Annotated in this window: 16 protein-coding genes and 3 pseudogenes; 14 read left to right on the top strand and 5 right to left on the bottom strand. The window is 40.2% G+C overall.

The genetic code is table 11. The features are described 5' to 3' along the window. Positions 1 to 178: 178 nt before the first annotated feature. The 10 genes and pseudogenes from ilvE (at position 179) to IPK31_01500 (ending at position 16,054) form a co-directional block, all read left to right on the top strand. A complete protein-coding gene (gene ilvE / locus IPK31_01545) occupies positions 179 to 1,081 on the top strand; it encodes a branched-chain-amino-acid transaminase (protein ID MBK8086755.1) in 903 nt (300 codons plus the stop codon). Then, a complete protein-coding gene (gene ilvD / locus IPK31_01540; protein MBK8086754.1) occupies positions 1,078 to 2,760 on the top strand; it encodes a dihydroxy-acid dehydratase in 1,683 nt (560 codons plus the stop codon). The genes ilvE and ilvD overlap by 4 nt, the downstream gene beginning before the upstream one ends. A gap of 20 nt (positions 2,761 to 2,780) precedes the next feature. Beyond that, positions 2,781 to 4,528, top strand: a pseudogene (gene ilvB, locus IPK31_01535) (biosynthetic-type acetolactate synthase large subunit). Positions 4,529 to 4,579: 51 nt separating this feature from the next. Next, complete coding sequence (locus IPK31_01530; GenBank protein ID MBK8086753.1) at positions 4,580 to 4,870, top strand: antibiotic biosynthesis monooxygenase; 291 nt, start codon at positions 4,580 to 4,582, stop codon at positions 4,868 to 4,870. A gap of 8 nt (positions 4,871 to 4,878) precedes the next feature. Beyond that, positions 4,879 to 5,469: an acetolactate synthase small subunit gene (gene ilvN, locus IPK31_01525; GenBank protein ID MBK8086752.1), complete on the top strand. Its 591-nt coding sequence runs from the start codon at positions 4,879 to 4,881 to the stop codon at positions 5,467 to 5,469. Positions 5,470 to 5,539: 70 nt separating this feature from the next. Continuing rightward, positions 5,540 to 7,024: a ketol-acid reductoisomerase gene (ilvC, locus tag IPK31_01520; protein ID MBK8086751.1), complete on the top strand. Its 1,485-nt coding sequence runs from the start codon at positions 5,540 to 5,542 to the stop codon at positions 7,022 to 7,024. 179 nt (positions 7,025 to 7,203) lie between these two features. Next, entirely contained in the window at positions 7,204 to 11,721 is a 4,518-nt protein-coding gene (gene gltB, locus IPK31_01515) for a glutamate synthase large subunit (GenBank protein MBK8086750.1), read from the top strand. 33 nt (positions 11,722 to 11,754) lie between these two features. After that, positions 11,755 to 13,260, top strand: a pseudogene (locus tag IPK31_01510) (glutamate synthase subunit beta). Between the two features lie 227 nt (positions 13,261 to 13,487). Next, positions 13,488 to 14,879: an ammonium transporter gene (locus tag IPK31_01505; GenBank protein MBK8086749.1), complete on the top strand. Its 1,392-nt coding sequence runs from the start codon at positions 13,488 to 13,490 to the stop codon at positions 14,877 to 14,879. A gap of 116 nt (positions 14,880 to 14,995) precedes the next feature. Beyond that, entirely contained in the window at positions 14,996 to 16,054 is a 1,059-nt protein-coding gene (locus IPK31_01500; protein ID MBK8086748.1) for a porin, read from the top strand. A gap of 263 nt (positions 16,055 to 16,317) precedes the next feature. On the opposite strand, the gene IPK31_01495 is transcribed toward IPK31_01500, so the two are convergent. The 5 genes from IPK31_01495 to IPK31_01475 form a co-directional block, all read right to left on the bottom strand. Beyond that, a complete protein-coding gene (locus tag IPK31_01495) occupies positions 16,318 to 17,418 on the bottom strand; it encodes an agmatine deiminase family protein (protein ID MBK8086747.1) in 1,101 nt (366 codons plus the stop codon). Positions 17,419 to 17,614: 196 nt separating this feature from the next. Then, complete coding sequence (locus tag IPK31_01490) at positions 17,615 to 18,490, bottom strand: carbon-nitrogen hydrolase (protein ID MBK8086746.1); 876 nt, start codon at positions 18,488 to 18,490, stop codon at positions 17,615 to 17,617. Between the two features lie 103 nt (positions 18,491 to 18,593). Further along, positions 18,594 to 18,965 (bottom strand): hypothetical protein, encoded by a 372-nt coding sequence (locus IPK31_01485; GenBank protein MBK8086745.1) that lies wholly within the window; start codon positions 18,963 to 18,965, stop codon positions 18,594 to 18,596. Between the two features lie 595 nt (positions 18,966 to 19,560). Beyond that, positions 19,561 to 20,169 (bottom strand): 2'-5' RNA ligase family protein, encoded by a 609-nt coding sequence (locus IPK31_01480; protein ID MBK8086744.1) that lies wholly within the window; start codon positions 20,167 to 20,169, stop codon positions 19,561 to 19,563. Positions 20,170 to 20,406: 237 nt separating this feature from the next. Beyond that, positions 20,407 to 20,814: a helix-turn-helix transcriptional regulator gene (locus tag IPK31_01475; GenBank protein ID MBK8086743.1), complete on the bottom strand. Its 408-nt coding sequence runs from the start codon at positions 20,812 to 20,814 to the stop codon at positions 20,407 to 20,409. Between the two features lie 94 nt (positions 20,815 to 20,908). Between IPK31_01475 and IPK31_01470 the strand changes: the two genes are divergently transcribed. The 4 genes and pseudogenes from IPK31_01470 (at position 20,909) to IPK31_01455 (ending at position 23,969) form a co-directional block, all read left to right on the top strand. Continuing rightward, positions 20,909 to 21,280 (top strand): DoxX family protein, encoded by a 372-nt coding sequence (locus tag IPK31_01470; protein ID MBK8086742.1) that lies wholly within the window; start codon positions 20,909 to 20,911, stop codon positions 21,278 to 21,280. Positions 21,281 to 21,306: 26 nt separating this feature from the next. Continuing rightward, on the top strand, positions 21,307 to 22,155 hold the full coding sequence (locus IPK31_01465; GenBank protein ID MBK8086741.1) for an alpha/beta hydrolase: 849 nt from the start codon (positions 21,307 to 21,309) through the stop codon (positions 22,153 to 22,155). A gap of 71 nt (positions 22,156 to 22,226) precedes the next feature. Beyond that, positions 22,227 to 23,091, top strand: a pseudogene (locus IPK31_01460) (alpha/beta hydrolase). A gap of 11 nt (positions 23,092 to 23,102) precedes the next feature. After that, complete coding sequence (locus IPK31_01455; GenBank protein MBK8086740.1) at positions 23,103 to 23,969, top strand: strictosidine synthase; 867 nt, start codon at positions 23,103 to 23,105, stop codon at positions 23,967 to 23,969.

The following is a 23,969-nucleotide window of genomic DNA, read 5'->3' as shown; positions in this document are numbered from 1 at the left end:
ATAAACGTCAATGTTGAAAAGCAGTTTATATAATGTCATTTCATCTGTCACAATTCTAATTGTGGCTGTCATTATTTTAACTATTACCAACGGAGGCACAAGTTGTATGTAACGAAACAAAAAACTAAAAAATAACATCAACCCGCCTCATGAGAGGCGGGTTTTTTATTGGAACATTATGGCATCATATTATAATAACGAAACGGTTTTGTATCTGAACGGAGAGTTTGTAAAAGCTTCCGAAGCAAAGATGGATTTCTACAGCCAGAGCTTACACTATGGTTACAGCGTGTTTGAGGGAATCCGTTCGTATAAAACAGTGAATGGCGAAACAAAGATTTTTAAAGAAGTGGAACATTATGTGCGTTTGAAAAATTCTGCTGATGCTTTAAATCTGCCTTATCACTGGACAACAGAGGAATTGATTGATGCCACTTATGAAGTGCTGAAAAGAAATGATCTGCAGGATGCATATATCCGTCCGGTTGTTTATGCTCCGGCAAATATGAGCTTTGCAAAAAATGAGCAGTCATTCATTGTTATAGAAGTTTGGCCAATGCAGCCATTTCTGGGCGACAGGTTATTGCGTATCATGACGAGTTCATTTGAACGTCCCAATCCAAAAGGGTTTAAGATTCATGCAAAAGCAGCCGGTCATTATGTAAACTCTTTACTGGCAAGTCATGAAGCAAAAGCAAATGGATTTGATGAAGCATTGCTTACAGATATGAATGGAAATGTAGCAGAAGGACCGGGTGCAAACCTGTTTTATGAAAAAGATGGCAAACTGTTTACTCCCGCATTAGGAAATATTTTACCCGGTATCACAAGAGCAACTGTTTTTGAAATCTGTGCCGAATTGAATATTGAAACCGAAGAAAAGTTTTTTACTGTTGAAGAGTTGAAACAGGCGGATGCTGCATTTTATTGTGGCACCGCTGCTGAAGTAATTGGGTTTGAAAGCCTCGATGATGTGAAATTTCCAAAACCCTGGAATGAAACAGTGAGTAAGAAAATTCAGGAAGCATATGCATGTAAAGTAATTGAAAAGGAATATATAAAAGTACCGGAATTGATATGAGCGAATTAAACAAATACTCGAAGATTTTAACGCAGGATGAAACACAACCGGCTGCACAGGCCATGTTGTACGGCATTGGATTAACAGACGAAGATTTAAAAAAAGCACAGGTTGGTATTGCAAGCATGGGTTACGATGGTAACACCTGCAATATGCACTTGAATGATCTTGCTAAAGTGGTGAAAGAAGGAGTGTGGGCAAATGATTTAGTGGGATTGATTTTTAATACGATTGGTATCAGCGATGGTATCAGCAATGGTACGGACGGTATGCGTTATTCGCTGGTGAGCCGTGATTTAATTGCAGACAGTATTGAAAGTGTTTGTGGTGGATTTTATTATGATGGATTAATTGCATTGCCGGGCTGTGATAAAAATATGCCGGGCGCTATTATGGCGATGGGTCGTTTAAACCGTCCTTCTATTATGGTGTATGGCGGAACCATTGCTCCTGGTCATCATAAAGGAGAAGAACTGAATATTATTTCTGCTTTTGAGGCATTGGGAAAAAAATTATCCGGCACCATCACTCCTGAAGATTTTAAAGAAGTAGTGAAACACAGTTGCCCCGGCGCTGGTGCATGCGGAGGAATGTATACTGCTAATACAATGGCTGCTGCAATTGAAGCATTGGGAATGAGTTTACCTTATTCTTCTTCTAACCCAGCCATCAGCGATGATAAACAAACAGAATGCCTCGATGCAGGTAAAGCAATAAAGTTATTGCTTGAAAAAGATATTAAGCCGAGAGACATCATGACAAAAAAAGCATTTGAAAATGCAATTGTTACTGTGATGATATTTGGCGGAAGCACGAATGCTGTATTGCATTTAATTGCAATGGCTAAAAGCGTTGATGTTGATCTTACTCAGGATGATTTTCAATGCATCAGTGATAAAACACCTGTACTGGCTGATTTTAAACCGAGTGGAAAATATTTAATGCAGGAGTTACATGCACATGGCGGAGTACCTGCCGTAATGAAATATTTACTGGATAAAGGGTTGCTGCATGGCGATTGTTTAACAGTAACAGGAAAAACAGTGGCAGAAAATTTAAAAGATACTGAACCCATAAACTTCGACACACAAAAAATAATTTATCCGTTAGAAACGCCATTGAAAGCAACGGGTCATTTACAGATTCTATATGGCAACCTGGCTGAAAAAGGAAGCGTTGCAAAAATCAGTGGAAAGGAAGGCGAACGTTTCGAAGGTCCGGCAAGAGTATTTGATGGAGAAAAACATTTGGTGGAAGGTATTGCAAATGGTAGAGTGAAAAAAGGAGATGTGGTGGTCATAAGATATGAAGGTCCGAAAGGTGCACCTGGCATGCCTGAAATGCTGAAACCAACTTCGGCTATAACAGGAGCAGGTTTAGGTAAAGATGTGGCATTGATTACTGATGGGAGATTCAGCGGTGGCTCACATGGTTTTGTCGTCGGTCACATCACTCCGGAAGCATTTGAAGGAGGTTTGATTGCACTGGTACAGGATGATGACATTATTGAACTGGATGCAACTTCCAATAAAATAAACCTCAAAGTTGCTGATGAAGTGATTGCCGAAAGAAGAAAGAAATGGAAACAACCAGCTCTGAAAGCAACAAAAGGTGTACTCTTTAAATATGCACGGGTTGTAAAAGATGCAAGTGAAGGTTGTGTAACAGACGAAGCTTAACGAATTTTAAAATCATTGTTATGGAAACGCTTGAAGTAAAAGAACAGAAATTGACTGAAAAGAAAATACAATCAGTAACCGGTGGCCAGGCAGTAATGGATGCACTCGTAAACGAGGGTGTTACAACTGTATTTGGATATCCCGGCGGAGCCATCATGCCGATCTATGATGCATTGTACGATTATCATGACCGTTTACAGCATATCCTTGTTCGCCATGAACAGGGAGCTATTCATGCAGCTCAGGGTTTTGCAAGAGCAGGCAACAGAACAGGTGTTGTGTTTGCAACAAGTGGTCCCGGTGCAACAAATCTTGTAACAGGTTTAGCTGATGCGATGATCGATTCAACTCCGGTTGTGTGTATTACAGGACAGGTATTTGCTCATTTGCTTGGTACAGATGCATTCCAGGAAACAGATGTGATCAACATTACTACACCTGTTACTAAATGGAATCACCAGGTAACAGATGCTTCTGAAATTCCTGCGGCATTAGCAAAAGCATTTTATATTGCCGGCAGCGGAAGACCAGGACCAGTGCTGATTGATATTACAAAGAATGCTCAATTGCAGTTGTTCGATTATGAAGGTTATACAAAGTGTAATCATATCAGAAGTTATCGCCCCAAACCAATTGTGCGTAAGAAATATGTTGAAGAAGCTGCAAAGCTCATCAATGAAGCTCAGCGTCCTTTTGTGATTTTTGGCCAGGGAGTAATTCTTGGTAAAGCAGAAAAGAATTCAAACAGTTTATTGAAAAAGCAGGGATTCCTTCTGCATGGACAATCATGGGAATGAGTGCAATTCCAACAGATCATCCATTGGCAGTTGGTATGCTGGGAATGCATGGTAACTACGGCCCTAACCTATTAACGAATGAATGTGATGTGCTGATTGCTGTTGGTATGCGTTTCGATGATCGTGTTACAGGAAGATTAGATAAATATGCCAAACAGGCGAAAGTGATTCATCTCGATATCGACCCATCGGAAATTGATAAGAATGTAAAAACAACTGTTCCTGTTTGGGGCGATTGTAAAGAAACATTACCGATGCTCACTGCATTGGTTAAATCGAAAGTATATCCGCAGTGGTTACAGAAATTTCATGATTGCATGGATAAAGAAAAATCTGTTTGCATTAATGAAGAGCTTCATCCAACTACTGATATCTTAACCATGGGCGAAGTGATTTCACTGGTAAATGAAATCACAAAAGGTGAAGCGATTATTGTAACAGATGTTGGTCAGCACCAGATGGTAGCCTGCCGTTATGCAAAAATGAACCGCACAAAAAGTAATATCACCAGTGGCGGATTGGGAACAATGGGTTATGCATTGCCTGCAGCAATCGGTGCTGCATATGGCGATCCTGATCGTACAGTAATTGCAGTAATCGGTGATGGTGGTTTCCAGATGACGATACAGGAGTTAGGAACCATAATGCAATTCAAACCAAACGTAAAATTATTAATTCTCAATAATCAGTTTCTCGGAATGGTGCGCCAGTGGCAGCAGTTATTCCATGAAAAGCGTTACTCATTTGTTGATATCCAGAGCCCCGATTTTGTTCAGGTGGCAAAGGGATATGGTATTCCCGGACAAAGTATTTCAGAACGTCCCGGATTAAAAGCGGCTTTGCAAACTATGATCGATCATGAAGGCAGTTATCTGCTGGAAGTGATGGTGGGAAAAGAAAATAATGTATTCCCAATGGTGCCGCAGGGTAAAGGGGTTGCAGAAGTTGTTCTTTCAAAGGATGAAATTTAATAAACCCCGGCAGCGGTTGCAAACCCTGACGGCGGTTAAAGAAAATAGTAAATGATAACTGAAGTAGCTGTTTTAAAAATACGACCCGGGCATTCTGCTGAATTTGAAGAATCTTTTATTGCTGCACAGCCAATAATAGAATCGATGAATGGATATATACAACATGAGTTGCAGCAGTGTATGGAAGAGAATGATAAATATTTACTGGTCGTTCGCTGGAGAACAGTCGAAGATCATACAATAGGTTTCAGGCAAAGCGAAGGGTATAAAGAATGGAAAAAATTGTTACATCATTTTTATGATCCGTTTCCGGTAGTGGAACATTATAAACGAATTTTTTAAATTATTTTATGGAAAAGCAGGAATACACAATAACAGTTTATACGGAAAATCAAATTGGTTTGCTGAACCGTATTGCGATCATCTTCTCAAGAAGAAAGATCAATATGGAAAGTCTGAACACTTCACCCAGTGAAGTGGACAGTGTTCACCGTTTCACAATTGTAATTAATGAAACAGAAGATGTAGTAAGTAAGATCTGCCGTCAGATTGAAAAGCAGGTGGAAGTATTAAAAGCATATTATAACACCAACGATGAAATTGTGTGGCAGGAACTGGCTATGTATAAAGTACCTACGGAGGTAATTGCTGAACAGGTGAAGGTAGAAAGGCTGTTAAGTCAGTATGGTGCAAAAGCAGTTGTGATCAGGAAAGATTATACCGTGTTTGAAGTGGCAGGTCATCGTGAAGAGACTGATAATTTCATTAAAGTGCTGGAACCATTTGGTTTGATTGAGTTTGTACGGAGTGCAAGAATCGCTATCATTAAAGATAGTGATGGTTTCCATAACAAGCTGAAGGAATTTGAATACAAAGAACCAAGTGAAGAGGTAATTGAAAACGAATTCCTTGATAAACATGATGAAGTATTCACAATGTAACTAAGCGAAACTAAAATAGGGTTATCATTAAATAAGTTAATAACAATAAAAACAAAACAGAAAATTCAAAATGGCAAATTATTTTAACACACTGCCGCTCAGGGAAAAATTAAATCAGTTAGGTGTTTGTGAGTTTATGAACTATAGTGAGTTTGCGGATGGTGTGAATGTATTAAAAGGAAAGAAGATCGTTATTGTTGGCTGTGGTGCCCAGGGTTTGAACCAGGGTTTGAACATGAGGGATTCAGGTCTGGATATTGCTTACACTTTACGTAAAGAAGCAATTGAAGCCAAACGTGCATCATGGAAAAATGCAACAGAAAATGGGTTTACAGTTGGTACATACGAAGAACTGATTCCATCAGCTGACCTGGTATTGAATCTTACTCCTGATAAACAGCATACTGCAGTTGTTAAAGCAATTATGCCATTGATGAAAAAGGGATCCACACTTTCTTACTCACATGGTTTTAATATTGTTGAAGAAGGAACTCAGATAAGAAAAGATATTACTGTGATCATGGTAGCACCAAAGTGCCCGGGTACAGAAGTTAGAGAAGAATATAAAAGAGGTTTTGGTGTGCCTACATTAATTGCAGTGCATCCTGAAAATGATCCTGAAGGAAAGGGATTGGCACAGGCAAAAGCATATGCTGCTGCAACAGGTGGTCACCGTGCTGGTGTATTACGTTCATCATTTGTAGCTGAAGTAAAATCAGATCTGATGGGTGAGCAAACTATTTTGTGCGGTGTGTTACAAACAGGTTCTATTTTATGTTTTGATAAAATGGTGCAAAAAGGAATTGAACCGGGCTATGCTGCAAAACTGATTCAGTATGGCTGGGAAGTAATTACAGAAGCATTAAAGCATGGTGGCGTTACTGCAATGCTCGATCGTTTATCAAATCCTGCAAAATTGAAAGCATTTGAATTATCAACCGAATTAAAAAATATTTTACGTCCGTTGTTCCAGAAACACCAGGATGATATCATGAGCGGTGAATTCTCTTCAACCATGATGGCTGATTGGGCCAATGATGATAAGAACCTGCTTACATGGCGTGCTGCAACCGGCGAAACAGCTTTTGAAAAAACAGCCCCAACTACAGCAAAAATTTCTGAACAGGAATTCTTTGATAATGGTTTGCTCATGGTTGCTTTTGTACGTGCATGTGTGGAACTGGCATTTGAAACAATGGTGGAAGCAGGAATTAAAGCTGAATCTGCTTATTATGAATCATTACATGAAACACCATTGATCGCCAATACAATTGCCCGTAAGAAACTGTATGAAATGAACCGTGTTATTTCTGATACAGCTGAATACGGTTGCTACCTGTTTGATCATGCAGCAAAACCATTGCTGAAAGAATTTATGACAACCATTGATAAAGATGTAATTGGTACTAATTACAACACAGGCAAGGATGCCGGAGTTGATAATAAAGCATTAATTGCAGTAAATCATATTCTCCGCTCACATCCCGTAGAAAAAGTGGGTACTGTGTTAAGACAGGCGATGACGGATATGAAAGTGATTAATACTGAGGCATAAAGCAACAGAGATTGAGAGAAAAGGAATATGTCTGGCACCCTGCTGTTAGTTGAGTGTTAGAAATACGAAAGGTGCCAGAACGTTTGTTAGTTAATAAATTTGGTAATTTTAGACGATTGCTTGCTACCGTTAGAAACGCTGTTTAACTATTTTATTCATATAAAAACTTGCAAAGCAGAATGGCAGGCAACAAAGGTTTATACGACCCGGCATTTGAACATGATGCATGTGGTATCGGTTTCGTGGCCAGTATAAAAGGTCATAAATCCCATCAACATATCAGTGATGCGTTGACTGTGTTGGAAAACATGGAACATCGTGGTGCATGTGGCTGTGAAAATAATACAGGCGATGGTGCAGGTATTATGATTCAGACCCCGCATGAATTTTTCTTTGAAGAATGCTTGAAGCTTGGCGTTCATCTTCCTTCGTTTGGAAAATATGGTGTAGGTGTAATCTTCTTTCCAAGGGAAATAAAATTAAGGGAAGAGTGCCGTGATATTTTCAACCGTACTGCTGAAAAACTGGGATTGGAAATTCTTACTTACAGAAAAGTTCCTGTTAATCCCGATGGTATTGGCCCGACTGCATTAAGTGTTGAACCTGAAATGGAACATGTATTTGTTGCATGTCCAGATCATATCACAAATCCTGATGAATTTGAACGCAAGTTGTTTGTGCTGCGCAATCATGCAACACATCTCATCAACAGTACAGTTAAGAAAGATTCGATTGGTTTTTATATCACATCATTATCGTATAAAACAATTGTTTACAAAGGACAGTTAACCAGTGGACAGGTACGTGGTTATTTTCCAGATCTCAGCAATAAAAGAGTAGTGAGTGCTTTTGGTTTGGTACACAGCCGTTTTGCAACCAACACATTCCCTTCATGGAAACTGGCACAGCCATTCCGCTTTATTGCACACAATGGTGAAATCAATACGTTGCAGGGAAACCTCAACTGGTTGAAATCAAGTGAGCATGGATTTACTTCTCCCAACTTTTCACAGGTAGAAATGGAAATGCTGCTGCCCATCATCACTGGTGGTCAGTCTGATTCTGCATGTCTTGATAACATGATTGAATTGCTGGCAATGACAGGCCGCAGTTTGCCGCATGTAATGATGATGCTGATTCCTGAAGCATGGGATGGTAATGATCAGATGGATCCGGTGAAGAAAGCATTTTATGAATACCATGCATCTATTATGGAACCCTGGGATGGTCCGGCTTCCATTTCATTCACCGATGGAAAAATTATTGGTGCAACCTTAGATAGAAATGGTCTCCGCCCTTCACGTTACTGCATTACAACCGATGACCGTGTAATCATGGCAAGTGAAACAGGAGTTGTTTGGGTTGATCCGAAAACAATCATCAAGAAAGGAAGATTACATCCGGGTAAAATGTTTGTGGTGGATATGGAACAGGGACGCATCATCAGCGATGAAGAACTGAAAGAAACCATCTGCTCACAAAAACCTTACGGTGATTGGCTGAATCAGAACAAGATTCGTTTGGAAGAATTGCCTGAACCAAGAGTAGCGTTTACTCATCTCAGTGATGAAAGTATTTTAAAATATCAGAAAGCATTTGGATATTCAACAGAAGATATTGACACCATCATTAAGCCAATGGCACTGGATGGTAAAGAACCGATTGGTTCAATGGGAACCGATACTCCCTTAGCTGTGTTAAGCGATCAGCCGCAGCATTTATCTTCTTACTTCAAACAATTATTTGCGCAGGTTACTAACCCGCCGATTGATCCAATCCGTGAAAGGATGGTGATGAGTTTGGCTGCATTTGTTGGTAATAACGGTAACCTGTTGGAAGAATCTCCGATGCATTGTCATACCGTGGCATTGAAGCAACCGATTCTTACAAGTACTGAACTGGAAAAAATCAGAAGTATTGATACAGGAATTTTCCAGGCAAAAACAATCCAGATCTATTTTCGTGCTGATGGCAAACCGGGTTCGTTAAAAGATGGAATAGACCGTATCTGCCGTTATGCAGAAGATGCAGTACACGATGGTTTTGAAGTATTGATTCTCTGCGACCGTGCTGTTGACAGCGACCACGTTTCTATTCCTTCTTTATTAGCTACTGCAGCTGTTCATCATCATTTGATCCGTAAAGGATTGCGTGGACAGGTGGGTATTGTTGTTGAAGCCGGAGATGTTTGGGAAGTACATCACTTCGCCTGTTTAATTGCATTTGGTGCAACTGCCATCAATCCATACTTAGCATTGGCTACCATCCGCAACATGAAAGTGAATGGTCAATTGCAGACTGATTTGGATTGGGATGCATTACGCTATAATTATATCAAATCATTGTGCGATGGTTTGCTGAAAGTATTTTCAAAGATGGGTATCTCTACGCTGCAATCATACCAGGGCGCACAGATCTTTGAAATCCTTGGTATCAACCAGGAAGTGGTTGATAAATATTTCACCGGTGCTACCAGCCGCATCCAGGGAATTGGACTGGAAGAAATTGCAAGAGAAGCATTAGCGAAACATTATTTTGCTTTCAGCAAAAAAGATATTCCAGTTGACCGTTTACCTGTTGGTGGTGTATATCAGTGGAAGCGTAAAGGGGAGTTCCATCTCTTCAATCCAACAAGTATTCATTTGTTGCAGTACTCAACTAAGATGAATGATTATGCAACATTCAAAAAATATTCAAAGCATGTAAACGATCAGAGTGAGAAAGCCGCAACACTCAGAAGTTTATTTGACTTTAAACGTAACCGTCCTTCCATCAGTATTGATGAAGTGGAACCTGCTGAAAATATTTTCAGACGGTTTGCAACAGGGGCGATGAGCTTTGGTTCTATTTCATGGGAAGCACATACAACACTTGCTATTGCTATGAATCGCTTAGGTGGAAAAAGCAATACAGGTGAAGGTGGTGAAGATGAAAGAAGATATGACCGTTTGCCGAATGGAGACAGCATGCGTTCTGCTATTAAGCAGGTTGCATCTGCACGTTTTGGTGTAACAAGTTTGTATCTCACAGAGGCAGATGAATTGCAGATTAAAATGGCGCAGGGTGCTAAACCCGGTGAAGGTGGACAGTTACCCGGTCATAAAGTAGATGAATGGATTGGTAAAACCCGTCACTCAACTCCGGGTGTTGGTTTAATTTCACCACCACCGCATCATGATATTTATTCTATTGAAGATCTTGCACAATTGATCTTTGATTTAAAGAATGCAAACCGTGCTGCACGTATCAATGTAAAGCTGGTAAGTAAAGCAGGTGTAGGTACAATTGCTGCAGGTGTTACAAAAGCAAAAGCAGATGTTGTTCTTATCAGTGGATTTGATGGTGGTACAGGTGCATCACCGGTTTCATCTATTAAACATGCAGGTTTACCATGGGAATTATGGTTGGCAGAAACGCATCAGACCTTAGTAAAAAATAAATTACGCAGCCGTGTTGTTGTACAGGCCGATGGACAAATGAAAACAGGTCGTGACATTGCAATCGCTGCACTGTTAGGTGCAGAAGAATGGGGCGTTGCAACAGGTGCATTAGTTGTGGAAGGTTGTATCATGATGCGTAAATGTCATTTGAATACCTGCCCTGTTGGTGTGGCAACACAGGATCCGGAATTACGTAAACGTTTTTCAGGTAATGCAGATCATGTGGTGAATTTCTTCCGTTTTCTTGTTCAGGAATTGAGAGAGATCATGGCAGAGCTTGGTTTCAAAACCGTAAATGAAATGGTTGGCCAGGTTGACAGTTTGCAGATGAGAGAAAATATTCATCACTGGAAATTCAGCAAGCTTGATCTGTCGCCTATTTTATATAAAGAACCAGCTGCAGCACACACTTCGTTGTATTGTACAGAAGAACAGGATCATGGTTTAGCTGATGTGCTTGACTGGAAATTGTTAGCAGCCGCAAAGCCTGCCATTGATAATAAGGAGAAAGTTGTTGCATCGTTTGATATTAAGAATACTGATAGTACAGCAGGAACGATTCTTTCGAATGAGATTACAAAAAAATACCGTGCTGAAGGTTTGCCCGAAGACACGATTCATTTCAAATTCAAAGGAACCGCCGGTCAAAGTTTTGGTGCATTTAATACATATGGTATTACACATGAACTGGAAGGTGATGCCAATGATTATTTCGGTAAAGGATTAAGCGGGGCAAGACTAATCATCTATCCTGACAGAACATCAACCTATACAGCTGAAGAAAATATCATCATCGGTAATGTTGCCTTTTATGGTGCTACAAGCGGTGAAGCATTTATCCGTGGTAAAGCTGGTGAACGTTTTGCAGTTCGTAACTCAGGTGCAAATGTGGTTGTTGAAAGTGTGGGTGATCATGGTTGCGAATACATGACAGGAGGAAGAGTTGTGATACTCGGCGATACTGGAAGAAACTTTGCTGCCGGTATGAGTGGTGGTGTTGCTTTTGTGTATGATGTGAAACGGAAGTTCAGCAAAAATTGCAATAAGGAAATGGTTGACCTGGATCCTTTGAATGAAGAAGATGCAAAAGAGTTGAAGCAGATGATTCAGAATCATTTTGATTACACGGGAAGCTCCGTTGCAAAATTTGTACTGGGTGATTTTGAAAACCAACTCCATCATTTTGTAAAAGTGTTCCCAACTGATTACAAGAAAGCATTGTTGAAAAGATCGCAGACAATTGCTGCAGGAAAATAAATTAATTAACTACGAAACGATAAACAGTTTCTCATGGGTAAGCCAACCGGTTTTTTAGAATTTACAAGAGAGCTCCCTGCTAAACGAAAAGCAGAAGAGCGGGTGAATGATTACAACGAGTTTATAAATCGCTATCCCGACGAAAAGCTCAATGAACAGAGCGGACGCTGCATGAATTGCGGAGTGCCGTTTTGTCATAGCGGATGTCCTTTAGGAAATGTAATTCCTGAATTTAATGATGCAGTATATCGTAAGGAATGGAAAGAATCGTATAACATTCTCAGTTCAACAAATAACTTTCCTGAATTTACCGGGCGGATTTGCCCTGCTCCATGTGAACAGGCCTGTGTATTAGGCATCAATCAACCGGCAATTGCAATTGAAGAAATTGAAAAGCATATTATTGAAATTGCGTTTGATAAAGGATTTGTGCAGGCAAGAAAGATCAATAAACGTACAGGAAAAAAAGTAGCAGTTGTTGGAAGTGGTCCGGCAGGATTAGCAGCAGCTGCACAATTGAACTATGCAGGTCATACAGTAACTGTTTTTGAAAGAGATGACCAGGTTGGTGGATTATTGCGTTATGGTATTCCTGATTTCAAATTAGAGAAATGGGTGATCGACCGCAGGGTAAAACTGATGGAAGAAGAAGGCATTACGTTTAAATGTAATGCCAATGTTGGTGTGAATATAAGTGTCAACGATCTGCTGAGAGAATACCATGCAATTGTTTTGGCAGGCGGTTCAACTGTTCCGAGAGATTTACCTGTTCCCGGCAGAGAGTTGAAAGGTGTTCATTTTGCAATGCAATTTCTGAAGCAGCAGAATAAGCGTAATGCTAAACTCGATCCATTGGCAAATGCAGCCATAGAAAGCAATATTTACACAGAAGATATTTTTGCAACAGGTAAAAATGTAGTTGTAATTGGTGGTGGTGATACGGGCAGTGATTGTGTGGGAACAAGCAACCGTCATAAAGCAAAAACGGTAACTCAGTTTGAGTTAATGCCCATGCCTCCAACAGACAGAACTGCTTTTATGCCCTGGCCAACTTATCCCATGACATTAAAAACATCCTCTTCACATGAAGAAGGTGCTGTTCGGCAGTGGGCCATTGCAACAAAGGAATTTATTGGGGATGAAAATGGTAACCTGAAAGCGATTAAGATTGTTGATCTGGAATGGAAGAGCAGCGAGGATGGCCGTCCTTCATCATTTGTTGAACGTGAAGGAAGTGAGCGGGTTATTCCATGCGAACTTGCTTTGCTGGCAATGGGTTTTGTTAATCCTCAATACACAGGTATGCTGGAGCAACTGGGTGTTGAACTGGATGAGCGCAGGAACGTAAAAGCAACAGAGAAAGAATTTCATACAAGCATTAACAAAGTATTTACTGCCGGTGATATGCGCCGTGGGCAATCATTGGTTGTATGGGCTATCAGTGAATGACGGGAATGTGCCCGTAAAGTGGATGAGTTTTTAGTGGGTTCTTCATTACTCGAAACAAAAGATCAGCAAGCTGCCCTACTAATCGTGTAGATTTTTACGACTGATTATTATCAGTTTTATTATGCCCAAATGGGTTTGTTAGACCTAAAGTATATGATTTCAATACTTTAGGTCTTTTTTTTGCATTATTTTCAATCATATTAATAAATATAACATGTTAATTAATAGAAAGTGTTGAATTGATATTTGTTTTATTTTAGTTAAATCTTAATTAATTATATAAATAATTAATGTAACTCTTAAAAATCGATCAAACCATGATTAAAAAAGTAACCCCAAGACAAATTGCCCCATTCCTTTTTTTGGCGGCCGTTGCTATCGCAGCTTTGTTTATTCCGGCACTTCCCAATTTTGAGGATAAAGCCGGAGCTTATAATGCAGCCGACATTGCATGGATCATTGTCGCAACTGCATTGGTATTTTTAATGACTCCGGGACTGGCCTTCTTTTATGGCGGGATGGTACATCGCAAGAATGTGATCTCCACCATGATTAAAAGCGTCGTTGCAGCAGGCGTTGTTGGTGTGCTGTGGGTTGTAGTAGGATTCAGCCTGGCCTTTGGTGATTCAATTGGCGGCGTAATCGGTAATCCTACAACATTCCTGTTTTTTAAGAATGTTACTTCCGGTGCTCCCTGGAGTTTAGCTCCATCAATCCCGCTGGCATTGTTTGCGTTGTTTCAAATGATGTTTGCCGTAATTACTCCCGGCCTGGTTGTAGGAGCCGTTGCGGAAAGGATCCGTTTTACTTCTTACATTTTATTTACTGTGTTGTTCAGCTTACTGGTGTATGCACCTTTGGCGCATTGGAGCTGGCATCCTGATGGATTCCTGTTTAAAATGGGAGCATTGGATTTTGCAGGTGGTACAGTTGTACATATTTCTGCAGGTTGTGCTGCCTTAGCTGGTGCACTGGTTTTAAAACGCCGTAAAGTTCATATTGAAAACAGAGAAATTCCACCAGCAAACGTTCCATACGTTCTGATCGGTACCGGTTTACTCTGGTTTGGATGGTTTGGTTTCAACGCAGGTTCTGCTCTTGGATCAAATGCACTGGCTGTTTCTGCGTTTGCTACTACAAATACAGCTGCTGCTGCTGCTGGTTTAAGCTGGATGTTCTTTGATGTATTACGTGGAAAAAAACCTTCTGTACTCGGTTTCTGTATCGGTGCGGTTGTAGGTTTAGTTGCTATTACACCTGCCGCAGGTTTTGTAGCCATTCCTCAAAGTATATTCATTGGTGCAGTAGCTGCTATCATTTCTAATATTGCTGTTTACTACAAACAAAAATCAAGACTCGATGATACACTCGATGTATTCCCCTGTCATGGTATTGGTGGTATGGTAGGTATGCTCATGACCGGTGTTTTTGCTACCAAAGCAATCAACACTGCCGGTAATGATGGTTTATTCTACGGCAATTTCGATTTCTTTTTTACACAGGTGAAAGCACTCGCTATTGTTGTAGCGTTCAGCTTTACCGCTTCTTTCCTCATTTTCAAGTTCATCAACTTCATTCTTCCAATGCGTGTTACTGAAGAAGAAGAAGAACTTGGCCTGGATGCTTCTCAGCATGATGAAAAATACATGCAGGGTACATTGCTTGTTGCCAAGAACGGAAAGATGGAAGAAGAAGAAGCGGGTATCTGATTTTACCCTGATTAATTTCCTGAATTATTAACTAATTAAAAAAGGTACAGCATAATGATGGGTTGTTGACGCAACTCATCTGCTGTACCCTTGTTAACACTTAAAATTATAATACAATGCTAAGAAAAGTTCTCGTATCTGCTATCTCCATCCTCGCTGTTTTTTCAACAATAACTCTCAAAGCGCAGGATTCTGCCTCAGCAGGCACATTAAATATTACAGGTTCGGTTGACGTGTACTACCGTTTCAATTTCCAGAACGCCAAAGACTCAGGACGGATCAATAATAAAACCAGTTTTACCAATTCACAGAATTCATTTGAACTGGGTATGGCTTCACTGAAATTTGATTACAGCAAAGGAAAAGTTGGAGCTGTAGCTGATCTTGGTTTTGGAACAAGGGCTGCTGAATTCTCTTATAATGAATCAGGAATTTTAGCAGCTGTTAAACAGGCTTATGTAACATATGCACCTTCTGATAAAGTGAAGTTTACAGCAGGTAAATGGGCCACACATGTTGGGTACGAATTACTTGATCCGCAACTGAACAAAAACTACAGTATGAGTTATATGTTCTCTTACGGACCTTTCTCTCACACTGGTTTAAAAGCTGATTTCACTTTTGGTGGTGGTTTTGCAGGTATGGTGGGAATTTCAAATCCTACAGATTATATCTCTGCTCCATTTGGAAAAAAGAGTGTAATTGCACAGATCAGTAAAGTAGGTGATAAATTCAGCGGCTACTTAAACTATGTAGGCGGTAAAGACATGGGTGATAACTCCATTAACCAGTTTGGATTAACCGCTCTCTACACTGCCAGTGATAAATTCAGCCTTGGTTATGATGGAACTGTGAAAGCTGTTAAACCATCTGCAGGTTCTTCTGCATCATGGTACGGTTCAGCTTTATACATTAACGTAAGCCCGGCTGAAAAATTTGGTTTTTGTGTAAGAGGTGAATATTTTTCTGATGATGATGGAGTAGCCGGTTTCGGAACATCACTGTTTGATGCTACACTCTCGTTGAACATCAAACCTGTAAAAGGAATCATGATTGTACCTGAATTCAGAGTGGATGCTGCGAAAGATCCAATGTTCTTTAAGAATGAGGATACTGTAAATCCAACTTCAAAAAGTGCAGGTTCTTTCAGTGTAGCGGCAATTTTCAGCTTCTAAATGTAACAGGTAATACTGTTAGTATTTATAATCTGTTTTGTTGAAAAATGAAGCAGCAGGCATCTGTGGACAAACTGACAACTGAATTACAATAGTAGATAAGCATGTGAAATTATAGTTGTCACAGTTCCTGATGCAAAAAAGGAATCGAAATTCAGACATGGAAAGCAGACGTAAAACTGCCAACAGTTTGGATGGAGATGAATGAAATGCTTCTTAAACGTTGAATTTAAAGTTCCCTTTTTTATAAGTGGCAAGCCTGCTTAGGGCAGGCTATCGATTAACCTCCTGTTTTTACAGGAGGTTTTTCTTCTCACCAAAGGTTCCTGCTGACTGAGACAATGAAAACTTCCCAGTCCCCAGATGATTTCTGTTGAATCAATGCCAACTACTTCCCTTGTTGGGAAACATTGCTGAATGATCTGCAATGCCATTTCATCTTTTGCACTGCGGAATGTTGGAACAATCACTGATTTGTTAGCGATATAAAAATTGGCATACGAGCAGGGGAGGCGCTGCTCTTCATATACCAGTTCATCGGGCATAGGTAGTTCAATAATGTTCAGCTGCTTGCCGTTGAGCAAACGCATTTGCTGCAGCTGTTTTAAATTATGCTGAAGCAAATCATAATTCTCATCATTCTTATTTTCTTCAATAACAGTTATCACTGTATCCTCATTTACAAAACGAACCGTATCATCAATATGTCCGTCAGTATCATCACCAACAATTCCTTCATCAATCCAGAGTACCTGATCAACACCATAATAATTGCTGAGGTATTCTTCAATCTGCTGCTGATTGAGATGCGGATTACGGTTTGGATTTAACAAACATGCAGTGGATGTCATCAATGCTCCCTTGCCATTGAATTCAACTGAACCACCTTCCATTACGATGCCCGGATTGAAAACGGGAATGTTATAATGTTTGCCAATCAATGTTGGAATCACATCATCTAAATCAAACGGAGGATATTTTCCTCCCCATGCATTATAACCCCAGTCGACAATTACTTTCTTTTGTGCTGCATTGGGGTTAATCAAAAATGCAGGTCCATGATCCCTGCACCATGCATCGTTAGTTGGGTGAAAGAAAAACTCAACCTTACTCAAATCAACACCAGCTGTTTGTAAATGACCAACTGCAAATGCTTTCATCGTATCATCTGCTATGTTAATACGAACAGATTCGCCTTTTGTTAATTCTTTAATGAATTGTGCGTAGTAAGGAAATATTGTGTTGATCTTTCCCGGCCAGCTTGCTTCTTTGTGAGGCCAGCTCAACCATGTTGCTTCGTGCAATGCAAATTCTGCAGGGAATGTATAGCCTAATGACTTTGGTGTTGCAGTTGTATCGATCATGAATCAGTTTTTATCGTTATTATCAGGCGTTCCTACAGAACGCAACTCATCTTTTCTGTTTCTGTTACCAATGAAATGTGCCGATGGCACAGGTTGTGAATTCTAAAAAAAATCTGTTTGAAATAATCAGTGGAATAAAATTATCCGGGTTTTCTATCCTGTTAATCCGCAAAATCTTATAAATCCCGGTTCAGACTTATTCTTCATCAATAAACCTCTTTGTAATCGGCTGATACGAATCTATTCTCCGGTCTCTTAAAAACGGCCAGTGTGTTCTGTACTGATCTGTTTTTTTCAGATCGAGTTCCTGCACATGCACTTCTTCTGCATCATGCGATGCTTTGTATAACAGTGAACCAAACGGATTGCTGATAAACGAACCGCCCCAGAATTTCATGGCTCCATTCTGCTCGAGTCCAACACGGTTCACACTTACCACATGCACACCGTTAGCAACGGAATGACTGCGTTGAATGGTTTGCCATGCATTGTATTGTTCGGTATTGGTTGCTTCATCCTGTGAAGTGGCCCAGCCAATAGCTGTTGGATAGAATAAAATTTCTGCACCCATTAATGCAGTGATACGTGCTGCTTCCGGATACCACTGATCCCAGCAAATGAGTACACCAATGCTGGCGAATTTTGTCTTGAATATTTTATAGCCCAGGTCGCCGGGCGTGAAATAAAATTTTTCGTAGTAAGCAGGATCGTCTGGGATATGCATTTTCCGATACTTACCTAAATAAGTTCCGTCAGCATCGAGTACTGCTGTTGTGTTATGATACAAACCCTGTGTACGTTTTTCAAACAGGGAAGCAATGATCACCACACCTAATTCTTTAGCAACTGCACTCAACACTTCAGTTGAAGGGCCGGGGATGGCTTCTGCCAGCAGGAAATGATCATAGTTTTCTTCATCGCAAAAATAGAGGGAGGTAAACAGCTCTTGCAAACAAACGATCTGTGCACCCTTGGCTGCAGCTTCTCTTGTCTTTGCAATAGCCTTTTGCAGGTTCTCTTCTTTATTTGCGGTGCAGCTCATCTGCACCATTCCAACCTTTACAGTACTCATAGTTAAAATTGAGGGGCAAAAATACAGAAATAGACGGGTTGGGAGCTTACTCCTTTCAGTTTTTAAACAATGGAAGAAAGTGAGAAGTACAGCTGCTTTTCTGTCAAACCCCAGCTGTCCGTTTCCAGTTGGTACGCAACACAAAAAAAGCTGCCACAAAAAAAGGAATGGTGGATGCAAGTATTTTCCACTTACCTGCAGTAACACCGATAAATAATAACAGCAGCATCAGCACACTTAAACAGGCCAAACCACTGAGGCTTAAAAACCGTGAAGGTGTTTTTTGAAAAATGGTGTACAGCAGAATAAGCAATCCTGCAAGAGGAATAACAATCAGCGGATGCACTGCTGATGCTGCATTGCTCATTGCTTTTGAAATGATCTCCGCCTCCGCCTGGAAAATAAATGTGTGATAGCCCTTGCCCCATTCTAAATAGCCAAACTGGAAGGTTAGGAGTAAACAGAGATTGAGCATCTTTTTTCATACATGAATTTCCCCCCGCCCCCCCCCGGGGTCCCCCCCGCCCCAGGCCGAGGACCAGGCCCGGGGGGCGGTTTTGGAACCAAAATCACCGCCAACCACCCCTCCGGCCACGGCCCTGGTGGCCTGCTGGGGCTGCCGCATCGTTTAATGGCGCTTTGGGGTTGTGGCAGAGAGTCCCTGTAAGGCTGGGTAGAGGGTTCCCGCGTTTCGACAGCACAAAACCCCCCCCGCCCCGCCCCCCCCGGCAACCCAAACCCCCCCCCTCCCCCCTCCCACCTTCTTTTCCTTGCGCCCGCAACACCCTCCCCCCCAGCCCAGCCCCCTCCCTAAAACAAGTGCCCCTTCCCCCGCGGGGGCCGGTTCCCTGCTTTTTTTCCGTGCCCCGGCGCCGGGGGCGGCCGATGTGGGTCCCGGGGTTCGCGTGGTGGAGGGGGCCGGCCAGCGCCAACCCCCGGGCACGGGGGCACCGGGGGGGCGGTGGCCAGTTTTGGTGCTCTTTTAGAAGAAGGAGGTCGAAGAGGCGGTAGGGCGGCAGTTTTTTTTTCTTAATTTTTTTTGTAGTTTTTTTTCTGAAGGGAAGGACAGCCTAAGGTCGCGCCGTTTTTTTCCCAAAATTTTTTGAGACGCCCCCCAGGAGGCGGCGGAGAAAAATTAAATAAACCCCTCCTTTTTTCCCCGCCCCCCCCAACCGCTGCAAAGAAAATTCCTGCACAAGTTCCCATTTACTGTTTACATCTGCCTGTTCAATAAGAGATATTTTTTTGAATGTTATCGCTGAAGGAAAAATCAGTTGTTCTGTTTCATTGAACACTTCATCTGTGCAGGTTGAATTTCGTGGATGCAGTAAAGTGATATGCGGTTCGTGCTTACGGAGATGAATATGTACTCCCTGTAATACAAGTTTACGCAGGTTGTGAAAAGCAATGTTATCACTAATGCCGGGGAGCAAAACTCCTTTGCCTTCTGCAAAGCGGATGGGCTTTGCAAAATGAATGGTTATAGCAGAAGGCTTTTTATTATTGATATTGCTGATAATCAGCTGCAGGTCTTCCAGTTCATCTTCCCTGCATAAAGTAACATGACAGCTGATGAGGCCGCTTTGTACAGGGTTGAATTTTGTACGCACCTGCTCAATGGTTTCAGCACCTGCTGCTTCAACAAATAAAGTTAATTGTCTGCGGATTGTAGTTGACACCAGGCTAAGATAAAGACTTTAGAAAAGAGGTTGATTGGTTTGTTTGGTTCGTAAGGAAAGGAGCCGTGGAATAATTGTTTATATGCGTGCAATTGATTTTGATACTGAAAAATTCATTGATGATGTTGATTTTAGTGAGGGTTGAATTTAATTACCTGTGCTCATGCCGTTGGTGATCCCGATAGCAGGCGGCGCAGTGCTTCTTTTTGCAGATACCAACAACGGCAAAAAAATTTATCAACTTCTTAATTCTTTGATTTTTGCTTTAATGTATTCCTCCTTGTTCTTCTTTACTTCTTTGAGTTCCGCTTTTCTGTCCTTGTTGATGTCGTAATATTTTTCCGACCATATTCCAATTTCAATCATTAAGGGTAGCAAATCAATTCCTTTTAAGGTGAGTTTATACAAAACTTTTGCCTTGCTGTCCGGGTGACTCAATTTTTCAATCACTCCATTTTCTTCCAATGTCAGCAACCGGGAAGCTAAAATGTTGGTTGCAATTCCTTCGGCTGACTTTAAAAAGTCGCCATAGGTGCATTGTTTTGCATTCATTAAATCTCTGATAATCAACAGCGACCACTTGTCTCCCCACACGTCAAGGGAGCAACTTACAGGGCAATCTGACCTTCTATTATTCTTAGGCATAAAATTATTTTTAAAAAACACTTGCAATTTGCAAGTGATGTCGTATGTTTGCACTTGCAAATTGCAAGCAAATATAAAAACTAAATTTCAAAAAATGAAAAGTAATAAAATAATTTATTGGTCAATAACTGGTTTAATGGGTGCCGCAATGCTAATGAATGCGTATTTATATTTTACTGACCCTAAAATGGCTGAAGCATTTAAACACTTAGGCTTTCCCGGCTTTTTCAGAGTAGAACTTGCAGTAGCTAAAATAACGGGAGTTATCGTTTTGCTTGTTCCTGTTTTCTCAGGTAAAATAAAAGCATGGGCTTATGCAGGCTTTGGAATAACTTTTATTTCAGCAGCACTTGCACATTATTTGGCAAACGACCCGGCAAAAAATATCACAATGCCTCTCATTTTCCTGGTATTGCTTATCATTTCAAGCATCTATTATTCTAAATCAACAAATGCAATTCAATAAGTAATTAAAAACTAAAAAAATTAAAAATGATAAACAACGCAGTAACAACAGAAACTCAATACACAGTTATTGACAACAAACAAATTGCTTATCGCAAAATTGGCAGCGGCACACCGTTAATTTTAGCCAATCGTTTTAGAGGTACTCTTGATACATGGGATCCTCTATTCTTAGATTTATTAGCCGAAAAAAATACTGTAGTTACTTTTGACTATTCAGGTGTTGGCTATTCAGATGGTGAATTGCCACTTGATTTGCACCAGGTAGCAGCAGAAGTTACAAAAGTTGCCGATTACCTCAACTTTGATAAATACTTTGTGGGTGGCTGGTCTTATGGAGGATTGGTAGCTCAATATGCTACATTTTTGTATCCTTCCAGAGTATTAGGTACTTTAATAATCGGCAGTAACCCTGTGGGTAAAAATGAAATACAACTTTCGCCTTTGTTTTTGGAAAGAGTATTAAAACCTGTTCATGATTTTGAAGATATGGTTATTCTTAATTATGAACCAAAATCTGAAGTAAGCAGAGCTGCTGCACAAGCCTCAGCGATAAGAATTTCTCAAAGATTTGACCTGTCAAAAATACCAGCTACGCAAGAGTTATTCCAACGCTTTTTTGCACCAACACAGCAGGTAGCTGAAGATAAAGACAATTTTAGAGAAGCATACAAAACTTTGAAAACACCTGTATTAGTAATCTCAGGTGATAATGATATTTCATTTGCAGTAGAAAACTGGTTTCCATTATTAAGAAATGCTCCAACCTTGCAGCATATTATTATGCCAAATACAGGTCATGCTCCTCAACATCAATATCCAGAATTGACGACTACTTACATCAATGGTTTCATAAACAATACAATTGTTAAATGAAACAGTATTCGATAGCATTAATGCTAACAATCGGTTTTGTTAGCAAAATATTTTCACAAAATAATACAACAATGGCAACATCAAATGCACAAAGCGTAAACTATACTTACGCTACAGTTCCCACAAAATTTGTGGAAGCTAAAGGAACAAAATTCGCCTACCGTTCTTATGGTAAAGAAGGTGATATACCAGTTATCTATTTTAATCACCTTACCGCAAACCTTGATAATTGCGATCCAGGAATTATGGATACCATTGCAGAACACCGTAAAATAATTTCTTTTTGATTACAGAGGCGTAGGTGCAACTACAGGCGAACAGGGAACAAGTATTGCTGATATGGCAAAAGATGCTATTGCCTTTATTCATGCCCTGGGTTACAAACAAGTAGATATTGTAGCTTTTTCCATGGGTGGTTTTATTACGCAGGAATTACTTTTAGTAGAGCCAGCTTTGGTTCGTAAAATGATATTGGCAGGAACAGGTCCAAGAGGCGGAGAAGGTGTTAGTGCTGTGGTTGGCTTAACGTATAAAGATATTTTTAAAGGGCTGTTCACATTTAGGGACCCCAAATTTTATTTATTCTTTACTCAAAATAAAGTTGGCAAAGATGCTGCCCGTGATTTTCTGAAACGATTAAAAGAAAGAACAGAAAACCGTGATAAAAAAGTAAAGCTAAGTGTTTTGAAAAAGCAACTGAAAGCTATTGAAACATGGGGACATGATGCTCCTGCCGATTTGAGTGTATTCAAACATCCTGTGTTGGTAGCCAATGGTGATAATGATAGAATGGTGCCTACACCGCTTTCTTATGATTTAGCAAAACGTTTCCCTAATGCCGAACCTGTAATCATTTATCCTAACTCCGGGCATGGTGGCATATTTCAATACCACGAAGAATTTCTTAAAAAAGCAATCCCATTCTTAACTAAATAAATTTCAAAAGAATGAATAAAATAAGTTTAGCATTTCTATCTATAGTATCTATTCTTAAAGGGGCTTCTGCACAAAACACAAATGCTGTAAAAGTTGCAACAAATGTAAAATCAGAAAAGCATTTGTCATCTTCGGTATTATTATGGATGCTGACAGATAAGCCTCGTCAATCAAGTATGGGCCATTGGAAAGGTTCTCATGCACAAATCATAGCGTCAAATCCCGGGCTTTGGCAATATCGCCAAATTCATTTTGCAGAAAATAATCCCGGGCTTTGGCAACCAATTAAGGGTGTTGAAACAACTATTCCACAAAATCGTAAAGTAGATGGAGTGGCAGATGTAACGCTAAAGAGTTTCTTTTCGGCATTGCAAGGAAAAAAACAACACAAACTTGCTTTTGCCGATGAAATTAATTTTTTAAAACGAAGTATTCTTTATGTGGCTTATCCCAAAAAATCTCAATGGTATAATGCAGCAGGAGATGATACTAAAATAGAAGCAAGGTCAATGGTGTTTTTTAGACAAAAAGAAGGCGTTAGTGATAACGAGTTTGAAAAATTTATTAATAACGAACTTACACCAACCCTTGCTAATACAAATATGCTAAAGGAATTGAGAAACAAAGTGTATAACCCATGGAAACAGAAACAATGGTTGACACCAAATGTATTGCATGATAATGGTAAGGCGGACCAATTTCAGGCTTCATTAATACTTGGCTTTGCAAACAAAAGCGAAATGGAAAATTTCTTTAATAGCGAAGAAATTAAAAAACTATCTGAAAGAATTGCTGTTTTCTGTTCTGCAGTGCATGCTTATGAAATAGCCGAAACTATCACTTTTGTAAAAGACGGAAAACATATAAAATTTAATTAA

The organism is Chitinophagaceae bacterium, from assembly GCA_016713085.1.
GTDB lineage: Bacteria > Bacteroidota > Bacteroidia > Chitinophagales > Chitinophagaceae > Lacibacter.
Note: the sequence above shows the minus strand (reverse complement) of the source record. Positions and strands in the feature narration are given on the sequence as shown.